Below are 13,408 nucleotides of genomic sequence, written 5' to 3' on the forward strand. Positions count from 1 at the left end.
GAGTCTTCACTCTGACTGATAAAGCTGGCTGCAAGAAAATGACACAGAGAGCCGAATTATCTCCCGTTCGGCTCTCTCTCCTTTTACTCATTATTCAGATCAGAATTGCCACTTAATGCCAACCATTGCAGAGGTGTCATTATATCCCCTATCGGCAACCTGAACGCCCACATTCCCCCAGACATTCAGGTTGGCATTTAGCTGTCCTTCCACCCCGGTTTTTATCTCAGCAATATTTCGGGCTCCATCCTGAGTGACGGACACGCCATCCATACTGGTGCTGAAATCCTTACTGTTATGCAGCCAGTTCACTTCTACAAACGGCTGGAACTCGCGGGATTTACCGTCATCCATTTTATGGTGGCTCTTCAGCCAGGTTTTTACGCCAAGTCGGGTTTGAACATTGCCATCACCGTTGCTATGAACGAGGGTTCCATTGCTTTCGCGGTGCTTATCGGCTTTGACTCCCATCCAGGTAACCTGTGCTTGCGGCTGAACATACCATTCATTACGCGTTCCCTGGCTGCCATTAAATTCAGCTAATTTGTGTTTGTATCCAGCTTCCAGTGAAGCGGTAAATCCTTTTGATTTATAGGATTCACTTTGTAAATCATCACCTTTCACTGTGTTATCAAACCAGCTGTACTGCGCCCAACTGTCGAGATACGCGCCATTACGCGACTCGTCATCGGCATACCAGGTGGCATAGAGGCCTGTGCTATATCCGTTCACACTCGCTTTAGCACGATAACCAGTTCGCGAGGAAATGGTTTTGCTGTCGCTGTTGCCATATCCCGCCATGCCCCCAACATGCCAGCTGTCGCTGCCGTTTTAGCTCCACTGCGCGATATCGCCTCCCAGTTGCAGAACATAGCGATTGCTTTGGGTTTTCAGCTGGCCGCTGCCATCACGCCATTTATTATGACCACCTTCATGGCGCATCCACATAGTGGTTTGTTTCTGCTCACCCGTCACCATGTCGGTATAGTACGTATTACCCAGACGCTCATGCAGACGCGTGGTGAACATGGTATTCGCTGCTGCAAGGTTCGCAATGTAGCTACCCGCCTCCGGTCGCAGGTCATTATCCACATTCAGATCCGGACCCGGCGTAGGTGTCGGGTTAGGGTTCGGCTCTGGATTCGGGTTTGGCTCCGGATTCGGCATCGGGTCTGGCTCCGGCTGCAGTTCAGGAGAATCACTGCCGCTGGTCAGATACCAGTTACCACTATTTGCCCCTTGTCCACGCGCGAGAGTGTAGTCATATGCCCCCGCAACGATACGCCCAGCCTGAACAAATTCGCCCTCAGACTTACCGTCAACATGGATAAGTTCGATACCGTTAAGGGTTTTCGCACCTGTACCGCCAGCGTTATTCACCGTAACGGCAGTCGTGCCGCTAGTATCGCCCTCGACAACCAATTTATCGGTTACTGAGTCATCGCCATTCAGTACCGTATTCATTACTAGTTGACCGTTATTACCGTGGTAGTTCCCCTTCACCACTAACACGTTGCCAGCTTGCTGTCCTGACATTCCGGTCATCAGCGTACCGTTGTTGGTCAGATTGCCGCCCAGGGTGTAATTCACAGACGCAGCCGCTCTTTTTTCAGCGCTATTATTCAACGCCAGGGTACCGTTGTTCTCAACGTTTGCGCTACCCAATCCCTGCGCATGACTTACCAGGACATTAGCCGAATTAGCAATGTTCACATTCGCCGTCAGGTTGCTGTTATCGCCCGCGATGTCCAGCGTGCCGCCCTGAATATTCAGCTCTCCGCTCCCCGTTAACGAACCGGTTGAAGTGCCCCCGTTGGTAACCGTCAGACTGCCGCCATTTAAGCTCAGCAGTGAATCGGCGCTGCCATTGAGCGTGCCCACGGTCTGGCTGTGACCATTCATATCCAGTTCAGTCTCTGCCGCCAGACGCAGTTCATGGGTATTACCCAACACGTTATCGTTATTCAACAAAAGCGTCCCACTGCGCAGATCGGTAACACCGGTATAGTCGTTGTCTTTGTTAGAAAGCGATACGGTCTGACCCTTCTGGCTGCTGAATGCCAGGTCACCACTGCCGGTAATCTTTGCGCTGAGATCGGCGGCATTCTCGCTTTTACCGTTAGAGCTCAGCACCAGAGCATCGCTGTCGGTAGCGTGTAAATCAAGCTGGGTCAGGCCGTAACCGATATACAGACCGTCATTGTTTACCCCACTCGTCAGACGATAGTCGTAAGTGCCGACGGCCGCTTTTTGCCCATTCTGCTGAATATCACGTTGGGCGCTGCTGGAGAGGATTTGCCCTTTTTTATCCTGCAATTGCAGATTGCCCGCATCGCCCAGAACTTCCGCACCTTGCGCATCAACCAACTTAATGGTGCTGTTACCATCATCGACTTCAGTGAGCGATAACGCAGAGTCAATATCACGAGATACAGAGCGGACAACGTCACTGTCAGAAACCTGAATCACACCCTCGCCACGCAAATCCAGCGTTTTACTAACGTTGACTGTCCCTTCTGTCATCTGTGCACCAGCTGCCAGGGCACCAAAATCAACCGTTCCGCCGGAGAATCCCAAAGTGCTAATGGAGTGAGCGCCCTTACCCACTGTTACCTGGCTTCCCTGACCCGCAGTGATCCCGCCTCTCTGCAGAAACTCAGCATTCTTTTCCAGGTTAAATGTCGTGTTCTGGAACGCCAGTGAACCCTGGAACCAGTCTGTATAAGCAAACTCATCGAAGGAGAATTCGTGATTCCCCATGTTTATTTCAACAATGCCTCTACCTTCAAGATCGTTATCAAATACCCAATCTTTATTGGCATTGATTTGCAGTTTGCCATCAACATCCAGTTCTGCACGGCCGATGTTCTTGTCTTCAGAAATAACAGCTACAGCATCGGAAGCAACATCAATATATCCGTAGAATGCATAGTTATTGCCGGTCAACTCCACCGTCCCACTGTCGATACTTATTGTACCGTTGCCGGAGATCTTATTGGCAAAGGTCATGCTATCCTCAGCCTTCAGGTGTAATTTCCCGCGGTTGGTGATCTCTGCTGTACCTATATTTTGGGTGATCCCTAAAGCGCCATTTTGCTCAATTTTGACTTTACCGCTAAAGGCAGAGTTATCACCGGTTAAGTAAGTCGTGCCATTGAGCGCATTGATATAGCCCAGGCCCTCGCTGCCACTGACAATATCCGCGGAAATAGTCGCGTCTTTATCCGTGTGGTTTAAGGTGATTTTCTTATCGGATGTCGAAGCCCACACAAACTCAATTTTTTCGGCATCAATAATCCCTGCAGCCTTCGCTGCGCTTCCTTCCTGTGCACCTAACGCCAACTCAGAGTTGGTGCTTAAACTAATAGTCGGCGCAGAAATTTTACCACCTTCCGAAACAGCAAGTGTTGTATCGGAGACTTGATCATAATAGCCCAGGCTAATTTTTTCACTGGCATTAACTTCACCGCCGTTATTAACTGACAGGTACTGATTGCCACCGTAACTGCCGTAAACGCCCATAAAGAAGGTTTTAGAATTTACCTGGCTGCCTTCACCGCTGACATTTCCCTGCAAATAGGTCAGACGGCTGGTGCCCTTAACATGGATTTTGCCGCCGTTGGAAACATTAAAATAGCCGCGATCGTGTCTCATGCCTGAGTTTGATTCATACAAATCATCAGCATATAACTCGCTGCCAGCATTGGAGACATTCAGGAACCCCGTACCTTTCAGCAAAAAGTTAAGTGGGCCATTGATTGTTACCTTTCCTCCGGTAATATCCAACCCACCACCAGAAGCGAGAGTCAGACGCGGACGGGAAGTATCTGTCGCATTGATTACCAGATTGGCATTGTCAGTCACCGTAATACGGTAATCGATGCTCTGGTTCTCTTTGCCAAAATCAATAGTTTTATCCTGGTTTACGATGACATCATCGGCGAATACCAGAGATGAATATAAACTTATCGCGCTAATTAAAACAGCCCGGGACTTTTTTCCTTTTATTCTGCTCCCCAGCTCCGAGCAGACGCTCCAACAGTTACGGGACCTGTTCCACTTTAGCCGATATATTTTATTCATCACAATCTCCAGCAATACATCCAAATAAAACCAAGATTGCATAAACAGCAACGCATTAAATGCCATTCCGGTTACTGTTCATCGCATATAAAAATTCAAAAATTTTGCATAGCATTGGCAACCACATATCTGAGTATGTAGTTCAGAGGGTAATAAAATAGCAAGTTACTACTGAAAACTTATTTTAAGTTAACACTCTTAACTTTATCATTACATTCCCCCCCAGTCTCTAATACCTGCGCATTATATGTATCCAGGAACTCAAATCAACTCAAAATATAAACAAAAGCAAGAGAAATACATTTAATATACAGCCGGTAAAAGTGGTAACTCTTATTAGGTATCCAAATATAAGAATCGTCTTATTAATAAATATATAACCCTATAGGACTGAATCCATTCAGCTAATACAAAATAAAATCGTTAATTAATAAAATATAAAATCATGAAGTGATACAAGAGGAATTTCAGGATATGACATGACAATCACATATAATATATGCATAATTTTTTACAGCGAGTCAATGATTCCCGCGCCATATGCAGACATGGCGCGGTTTTATGCAATAACAATCACGCGTCCGGGAACATCACGCTATGGCCCGGCGCTTCACGATGGAGATGGATAAAGTTAAGGTGCCGCTCGTACTGGTCGAGAATATCGGTGATCACCTGCTCTTTACTGTAGTCCATCAGGTCGTTGCCCTGGCTGCCTTCTAACAGGAAGGTTTCCAGCCGGTAGTAGGTCGATTTCCCACTACGTGCGCGGTAGGTAAAGCCCGGCACCGAATATTGCTGCGGCCAAATCTGATAGACAAAGTTTTGCTCTTCGCCCATATGCACCAACAAATCCAGATGCCCCAACTGTTGTCCCTCTTCCGGCGGCAGGCTTTTTAGCTCCACGTACGCGCCGCGTAACCGCAGCTCCTGCGCCACTTCTTCCATTGCCGGGTAACAGACCGTCTCCATCATCTGTTTAGTGTAACGCGTGCCCGGATAATTCATCAGGCGCGAGAGACGTTTTTTCCAGCTCAGGCGATCCTGAAGCCCCAGCGGTCGCGGCGCGGTATCACGGTTGGCACTTTCACGGCGGTAATCTTCTACCTTCAGAGATTTATACAACCCCGCCATCACGAAGAAAATCACAAAGCTGAACGGCAGCCCCATGATTACCGTGGTGTTTTGCAGCGCGGATATCCCGTTGGTCATCAGCATGCCAAGCGTCAGCAGACCAATCGCCACCGACCAGAAGACGCGCAGCCAGCCGGGGGCGTCGCTGTTGATATCTTTAAGCTGCGAGGTGAAATTCCCCAGCACCAGCGCGCCGGAGTCCGCCGAGGTCACATAAAACAGCAAGCCAGTAATGGTGGCGACGGAGGCGCTAAAGGTAAACGCCGGATATTGCGCCAGCAGGCTGTAGAAGCCGCGCTCCGGATGGACCATCGCTTCCTCGGCAAATGCCGCGCCGCCGTGGATGATTTCATACAGCGCGCTATTGCCGAATACCGAGAGCCATAACAGCGTGAAGGTAAACGGAATAATCAACGTACCCAGCACGAACTGGCGAATGGTACGCCCACGCGAGATACGCGCCAGGAACAGGCCGACAAACGGCGACCATGCCACCCACCATGCCCAGAAGAAGAGCGTCCAGTTATTCATCCACTCAACCGGACGGTCGAAGGCAAAACTGTTGAGCGTCATGCCCATAAAGCGATTCACATAGTCGCCAACGTTCAGCACCAGCGCATTAAGCAGGAACGAGGTGTCGCCCATAAACAGCACGAACAGGATCAACCCCAGCGCCAGCGCAACGTTGAGTTCCGATAACACGCGAATGCCCTTATCGACACCGGAGGTGACAGAGATCGTGGCGATGATCACCGACAAGGCGATCAGTGCCGCTTTCGCCGCCATTGAATCGGGAATATCAAACAGTACGCTCAAGCCATAGTTAAGCTGTACAACACCGATACCGAGCGTAGTGGCAATACCGAAGATGGTGCCGATTACCGCTGCAATATCCACTGAATGACCAATCGGCCCGTTAATCCGTTTACCGAAGATCGGGTACAGCGCCGAGCGGATGGTGAGCGGCAAATTATAACGATAGCTAAAGTATCCGAGCGCCATGCCCATCAGCGCATACATCGACCAGCCGGTTAAGCCGTAGTGAAACAGCGTCCAGACCATCGCCTGACGCGCAGCCTCAATCGTCTGACCCGCGCCTTCCGGCGGCTGCATATACTGCGTTACCGGTTCGGCTACGGAGAAGAACATCAGGTCGATACCGATCCCGGCAGCAAACAGCATCGCCGCCCAACTCAGCAGACTGAATTCCGGTTTGGATTGTTCTGGCCCGAGCTTCACCGAACCAAAACGCGAACAAGCGATGCAGACCACAAAGACAATATAGAGCGTTGCCGCCAGCAAATAGTACCAACCGAAGGTTTTAGAGACCCAGTCCAGCGTGCGGCCAATCCACAGGGCCGAGAAGTCGCGAAACAGGATCGTTGTCAGGGAAAACAACAAAATCAGTCCGGCGGAAGTGTAAAACACCACCGGATTGATTTTGTCCTTTTTCCTGCTGTGTGAAAGGTCTGTCATCCAGTATCCCCACTGTTATTGTTACCATTTAAAATCAAATTCGTAACAATTAAGACACATTTTATATTGAACGTCCAATCAATAACCGCTTTAATAGATAAACAACGCTGATGAATGGAGTGGCGAAAATGCCCAAATTGGGGATGCAGTCGATCCGGCGCAGACAACTGATCGACGCCACGCTGGAAGCAATAAATGAAGTGGGCATGCACGATGCAACGATCGCGCAGATCGCCCGCCGTGCAGGCGTTTCTACGGGGATCATCAGCCACTATTTCAGGGACAAAAATGGTCTGCTGGAAGCAACCATGCGCGATATCACCAGTCAGCTGCGTGACGCGGTTTTGAATCGATTACATGCACTTCCGCAGGGCAGTGCAGAGCAGCGATTACAGGCGATTGTTGGCGGAAACTTCGATGAAACGCAGGTGAGCAGTGCGGCGATGAAAGCCTGGCTGGCGTTCTGGGCCAGCAGTATGCATCAGCCGATGCTCTATCGTTTACAGCAGGTCAGCAGCCGCCGCTTGCTGTCGAATCTGGTGAGCGAGTTTCGCCGCGAATTGCCGCGCCACCAGGCACAGGAAGCGGGCTACGGCCTTGCCGCGCTGATTGACGGATTATGGCTGCGCGCGGCACTGAGCGGCAAAGCGCTGGATAAACCTCTCGCACACTCGCTGACCCGTCACTTTATTACTCAGCATTTACCCACCGATTAACCGAGGAGACGTGATGTCCCGAATGGCAGAACAGCAGCTTTATATACATGGTGGTTATACCTCCGCCACCAGCGGTCGCACCTTCGAGACCATTAACCCGGCCAACGGTAACGTGCTGGCGACCGTGCAGGCCGCCGGGCGCGAGGATGTCGATCGCGCCGTGAAGAGTGCCCAACAGGGGCAAAAAATCTGGGCGGCGATGACCGCTATGGAGCGCTCGCGTATTCTGCGTCGGGCCGTTGATATTCTGCGTGAACGCAATGACGAACTCGCAAAACTGGAAACCCTCGACACCGGAAAAGCGTATTCGGAAACATCAACCGTCGATATCGTTACCGGCGCGGACGTGCTCGAGTACTACGCCGGGCTGATCCCGTCGCTGGAAGGCAGCCAGATCCCATTGCGTGAGACGTCATTTGTTTATACCCGCCGCGAACCGCTGGGCGTAGTGGCAGGGATTGGCGCATGGAACTACCCGATCCAGATTGCCTTGTGGAAATCCGCACCGGCGCTGGCGGCAGGCAACGCGATGATTTTCAAACCGAGCGAAGTCACCCCGCTTACCGCGTTAAAGCTGGCCGAAATTTACAGCGAAGCGGGCCTGCCGGACGGCGTATTTAACGTGCTGCCGGGCGTAGGTGCGGAAACCGGGCAGTATCTGACCGAGCATCCGGGCATTGCCAAAGTGTCATTTACCGGCGGTGTCGCCAGCGGCAAAAAAGTGATGGCTAACTCGGCGGCTTCCTCCCTGAAAGAAGTGACCATGGAGCTGGGCGGTAAATCACCGCTGATCGTTTTCGACGATGCGGATCTCGATCTCGCCGCTGATATCGCCATGATGGCGAACTTCTTCAGCTCCGGTCAGGTGTGTACCAACGGCACCCGCGTGTTTATTCCGGCGAAATGCAAAGCCGCATTTGAACAAAAGATTCTGGCTCGCGTTGAGCGCATTCGCGCGGGCGACGTTTTCGATCCGCAAACTAACTTTGGCCCGCTGGTCAGCTTCCCGCATCGCGATAACGTGCTGCGTTACATCGCCAAAGGCAAAGAGGAAGGCGCGCGCGTACTGTGCGGCGGCGATGTACTGAAAGGCGATGGCTTCGATAACGGCGCATGGGTTGCACCGACCGTGTTCACCGATTGCCGCGACGAAATGACCATCGTGCGCGAAGAGATCTTCGGTCCGGTGATGTCGCTTCTCACTTATGAATCTGAGGACGAAGTGATTCGCCGCGCCAATGATACCGACTACGGCCTGGCGGCGGGCATCGTGACGGCGGACCTGAACCGCGCGCATCGCGTCATTCATCAGCTGGAAGCGGGTATTTGCTGGATCAACACCTGGGGCGAATCCCCTGCTGAGATGCCCGTTGGCGGCTACAAACACTCCGGCATTGGTCGCGAGAACGGCGTGATGACGCTCCAGAGTTACACCCAGGTGAAGTCCATCCAGGTTGAGATGGCTAAATTCCAGTCCATATTCTAACCAGGAGGTTTATTTGCAATTTGACTACATCATTATTGGTGCCGGCTCAGCCGGCAACGTCCTCGCTACCCGTCTGACTGAAGATCCGAACATAACCGTGCTGCTGCTTGAAGCAGGCGGCCCGGACTATCGCTTTGACTTCCGCACCCAGATGCCCGCCGCGCTGGCATTCCCGTTACAGGGTAAACGCTACAACTGGGCCTATGAAACGGAGCCCGAACCGTTTATGAATAACCGTCGCATGGAGTGCGGACGCGGTAAGGGGCTTGGCGGGTCATCACTGATCAACGGCATGTGTTACATCCGTGGTAACGCGCTGGATCTCGATAACTGGGCGCAAGAACCCGGTCTGGAGAACTGGAGCTACCTCGACTGTCTGCCCTACTATCGCAAGGCCGAGACTCGCGATGTGGGCGAGAACGACTACCACGGCGGTGATGGCCCGGTGAGCGTCACCACCTCCAAACCCGGCGTCAATCCGCTGTTTGAAGCGATGATTGAAGCGGGCGTGCAGGCGGGCTACCCGCGCACGGACGATCTCAACGGCTATCAGCAGGAAGGTTTTGGCCCGATGGATCGCACCGTCACGCCGCAGGGCCGTCGCGCCAGCACCGCGCGTGGCTATCTCGATCAGGCCAAATCGCGCCCTAACCTGACCATTCGTACTCACGCCATGACCGATCGCATCATTTTTGACGGCAAACGCGCGGTGGGCGTCGAGTGGCTGGAAGGCGACAGCACCATTCCGACCCGCGCGGCGGCGAATAAAGAAGTGCTGTTATGTGCAGGCGCGATTGCTTCACCGCAGATCCTGCAACGCTCCGGCGTCGGCAACGCTGAACTGCTGGCGGAGTTTGATATTCCGCTGGTGCATGATTTACCCGGCGTCGGCGAAAATCTTCAGGATCACCTGGAGATGTATCTGCAATATGAGTGCAAAGAACCGGTTTCCCTCTACCCTGCCCTGCAGTGGTGGAATCAGCCGAAAATCGGTGCGGAGTGGCTGTTTGGCGGCACCGGCGTTGGTGCCAGCAACCACTTTGAAGCAGGCGGATTTATTCGCAGCCGTGAGGAATTTACGTGGCCGAATATTCAGTACCATTTCCTGCCAGTGGCGATTAACTATAACGGCTCGAACGCAGTGAAAGAGCACGGCTTCCAGTGCCACGTCGGATCGATGCGCTCGCCAAGCCGTGGGCATGTGCGGATTAAATCCCGCGACCCGCACCAGCATCCGGGAATTCTGTTTAACTACATGTCGCACGAGCAGGACTGGCAGGAGTTCCGCGACGCAATTCGCATCACCCGGGAGATCATGCATCAACCGGCGCTGGATCAGTATCGTGGCCGCGAAATCAGCCCCGGTGTCGAATGCCAGACGGATGAGCAGCTCAATGAGTTCGTGCGTAACCACGCCGAAACCGCCTTCCACCCGTGCGGTACCTGCAAAATGGGTTATGACGAGATGGCAGTGGTTGACGCCGAAGGCCGCGTACACGGGCTGGAAGGCCTGCGCGTGGTGGATGCGTCAATTATGCCGCAGATTATCACCGGCAATTTGAACGCCACGACGATTATGATTGGCGAGAAAATGGCGGATATGATTCGCGGGAAGGATGCGTTGCCGAGGAGCACGGCGGGATATTATGTGGCAAATGGGATGCCGGTGAGAGCGAAAAAAATGAGTCGTGATTTGAACTGACTCAGGAACCTATCAGATTGAGAGTTACCGTTCTACTATGAGGACCGAATCCTTATATAAAACACTGAGGTAACTCTCATGCTTCATCGTGACAATCTCGCCAGCAAATTCTAAGCTGACTTGCTCAATCTGGCTGATGAAGGTGCTATGCATACACAGATAAACTACAGATGAAATACCACTCAGCTTAAGAATTACGCCGCTAATGTTCCTGGCTATGGTTACCTGTTCATTCCCGCTCACGGTTAGCATGTACGAAAAGGGTTCTTGTAACGAGTACAAAAATAAGTCAGACCAAAACCACATGGAGCTTTAAACACAGCTCGTATAATTTATTAGCAGCGATTTATTTTTACTCTTCTTTAATTAATCATCATGCTTAAATATTTTTTAGCACACGATTATCGCTTCGCTAACATTTTATTTTACATTCATCATCAATTGATAATAAAAAATTGTTAATAATTTTTTGCAAAAAACAAAAAGTGTTGGAATACTCTCCATCAAATGAATGCAAAATAAACAAATTGAGATATGCAAAAAGTAAAAACCATTTAAATGAATATTTTTAATTTATGAGCAGAACCCATTAACAATGATTTACTCACGACCAGAAAAGTAAATAACACCTTGCAATAATATGTATTTATAAATTTATATCATTGATATTAAACCAATCTTACTTTCTACCCTCCAACTTTATGTGTCAAAAAAAACAAAAGTAAAATCAATTAGATGCACAACAAGGCGATCTCACAGGAAATGATGTTAAATATCTCAAAACTAATAAAAAATTACTAAAACATTAGACGTAATACACATCCCACACGACCTGTCACTCATAGTTTTAACATTTATTTTTTCACATTATAGTAGATAAAAACACGCATTAAAAATGACTTGTAGAAAAGCTGCTCAATAAATAGTTCATATTTAATCTGTTGCGTAGAACTACTATTCAAAAAATCTTATTAATGAGATAATGAGATTACATCGATAACGTTCTGATTGCAGGCATACTTATCTGGGTGTGCCTCTTTTTTTTTACAACTGTACACGGTGGCGTATGACGAGAAAATATCTCACACAGGATGAAGTCTACAGGCTGATGGATGCAGCCCAGAGCATGTCCTTTCCTGAAAGAAATCGCTGTCTGATTATGATGGCTTTCATTCACGGTTTTAGGGCCAGTGAACTTCTTGATTTACGTTTATCCGATATTGATGCATCAGGAAAACAACTTAATATTCGGCGTATTAAAAATGGTTTCTCGACGACACATCCTCTTCTTCCTGATGAATATAATTTGATCAAGTTATGGCTTAAGCAGAGGAAGTTAATTGAAAACGGAGTTGAAGGAGACTGGCTTTTTCTCTCCCGGAAACGCCGCCCTATCAGCAGACAACATTTTTTTTCTATCATTCGTGAGGCTGGAAAACGTGCAGGGTTAGCTGTAAAAGCACATCCTCATATGTTACGTCATGCCTGTGGTTTTGCTCTGGCTGACAATGGTGTCGATACCCGACTACTTCAGGATTATCTGGGTCATCGAAATATCCAGCATACTGTCAGATACACAGCCAGTAATGCTGCTCGATTTAAAGGGGTGTGGAAAAAAAAGCCTCGTTAAAACAGTACCTTCTGATTCAAAATGTCAGATTCCTACGTTTTCCTCAATTCTTCCATAAAAAAACAACCCATTCAATTAAATAAAACACATAACATGTTGATATTTCTCGCTAAAGTAAAATAACCCCATGATTTGAAATGATTAACCACCAAGGTCATACCAGTGATTAACTTTCACTCACATTGTTAAATAACACAAAATTAAAAACAATAAAAATCAAACAAATTAGATTTATATTCCAAGAAAATTAAATATTCAGGCTATTAAACCAAACCTGACATTTTGAATCAAAATGTCAGGTTTTGTAGCAATGGCGTGGACGAGTCTGAATGAAGAAGCCTCTGGTTATTATCAGTGCCTGTCAGTTCACCAGGCTGGCACTGGAGTCTCTCATCCCAACGGACAGGTATATCGTGCGGGTGTACAGCAACGTCACTACAGAGGTTGAATTCGTTTTAAAGACCTCCTGTGGCTACCTGTTAGCTGATATCCCATCGCTTCCTTCGGGGGAGTTGGTTCTTCTGGCTTGTCTTGTCCGCTTGCGGAGTGATGCCGGGCAATGGCAGGTCTGCCTGACCGGTGACTCCGACTGGTTCGATAATGCTCCTGCTGCAAGTCTGTATAACGGCTTCCCACGCATAAGCACCCTGCTGACAGCGAGTCGTTATCAGAATCAAATTATCCGCTGGTTACTACGTCCTTTGCCCGGCGATATGAGTGATTTCTGGCTCCTGACTGCACGGGAGTTGAGCGTGCTTAAGATTCTGATGCAGGGCATGAGTTTCAGTGAGATTGCCCGTTATGAACAACGCAGTTCAAAGACCCTGCATGCGATTGCCACACGGGCATTAATGAAACTTGGACTGGGAACTCTGAGCGATTTCAGGCTGCTCTATACGGGATGCGGTGACAGCAGAGTGAAACGGAATATACGGCTACATGCAAGATATGTCGGACAACATTCCGCTCATCGACTCACTCAGTATGTGCAGAACATGGTATCCGGAATTCTTTATCCAGAGAAAGTTGCCGTTGGTGAATCAATAAATTCTGACGCCATTTCCGGAAAAGTACTTTCCGGACAAAGAAAAAATATGTCTAAAAAAAGACCAGGATTGTTATGACACAGCAGCGTTGTTACTACCACCCACTGCGGCGCATACGGACTCGCTACAGTGTAGGAG

6 protein-coding genes and 1 pseudogene are annotated in these 13,408 nt (G+C 49.6%); 5 read left to right on the top strand and 2 right to left on the bottom strand.

Translation table 11 applies throughout. From position 1 onward, the window contains the following. Window positions 1-99 precede the first annotated feature (99 nt). Both ehaA and betT read right to left on the bottom strand, forming a co-directional pair. A pseudogene (gene ehaA / locus ACK8NJ_RS18190) lies at window positions 100-4,083 on the bottom strand (autotransporter adhesin EhaA). Between the two features lie 573 nt (window positions 4,084-4,656). Then, window positions 4,657-6,690, bottom strand: a complete 2,034-nt coding sequence (betT, locus tag ACK8NJ_RS18195) for a choline BCCT transporter BetT (RefSeq protein WP_328117077.1) — start codon at window positions 6,688-6,690, stop codon at window positions 4,657-4,659. Window positions 6,691-6,818: 128 nt separating this feature from the next. On the opposite strand from betT, the gene betI reads away from it, so the two are divergent. The 5 genes from betI (at window position 6,819) to hyxR (ending at window position 13,348) form a co-directional block, all read left to right on the top strand. Further along, window positions 6,819-7,406: a transcriptional regulator BetI gene (betI, locus tag ACK8NJ_RS18200; RefSeq protein WP_096132926.1), complete on the top strand. Its 588-nt coding sequence runs from the start codon at window positions 6,819-6,821 to the stop codon at window positions 7,404-7,406. A gap of 13 nt (window positions 7,407-7,419) precedes the next feature. Next, complete coding sequence (gene betB / locus ACK8NJ_RS18205; protein ID WP_000089090.1) at window positions 7,420-8,892, top strand: betaine-aldehyde dehydrogenase; 1,473 nt, start codon at window positions 7,420-7,422, stop codon at window positions 8,890-8,892. A 13-nt stretch (window positions 8,893-8,905) separates the two neighbouring features. Beyond that, complete coding sequence (gene betA, locus ACK8NJ_RS18210) at window positions 8,906-10,594, top strand: choline dehydrogenase (RefSeq protein ID WP_411961856.1); 1,689 nt, start codon at window positions 8,906-8,908, stop codon at window positions 10,592-10,594. Between the two features lie 1,066 nt (window positions 10,595-11,660). Next, a complete protein-coding gene (ipbA, locus tag ACK8NJ_RS18215) occupies window positions 11,661-12,224 on the top strand; it encodes a tyrosine-type DNA invertase IpbA (RefSeq protein WP_001295805.1) in 564 nt (187 codons plus the stop codon). Between the two features lie 329 nt (window positions 12,225-12,553). Further along, a complete protein-coding gene (gene hyxR, locus ACK8NJ_RS18220; RefSeq protein ID WP_328115074.1) occupies window positions 12,554-13,348 on the top strand; it encodes a LuxR family transcriptional regulator HyxR in 795 nt (264 codons plus the stop codon). The last annotated feature ends 60 nt before the right edge of the window (window positions 13,349-13,408 follow it).

Source organism: Escherichia sp. F1 (assembly GCF_046764225.1).
GTDB classification, from domain to species: Bacteria; Pseudomonadota; Gammaproteobacteria; order Enterobacterales; family Enterobacteriaceae; genus Escherichia; species Escherichia coli.

What these genes read in the sequence shown, in the direction of transcription:
- betT (WP_328117077.1), bottom strand. Translation starts at nt 6,690, where the DNA reads ATGACAGACCTTTCACACAGCAGGAAAAAGGACAAAATCAATCCGGTG.
- betI (WP_096132926.1), top strand. Translation starts at nt 6,819, where the DNA reads ATGCCCAAATTGGGGATGCAGTCGATCCGGCGCAGACAACTGATCGAC.
- betB (WP_000089090.1), top strand. Translation starts at nt 7,420, where the DNA reads ATGTCCCGAATGGCAGAACAGCAGCTTTATATACATGGTGGTTATACC.
- ipbA (WP_001295805.1), top strand. Translation starts at nt 11,661, where the DNA reads ATGACGAGAAAATATCTCACACAGGATGAAGTCTACAGGCTGATGGAT.
- hyxR (WP_328115074.1), top strand. Translation starts at nt 12,554, where the DNA reads ATGAAGAAGCCTCTGGTTATTATCAGTGCCTGTCAGTTCACCAGGCTG.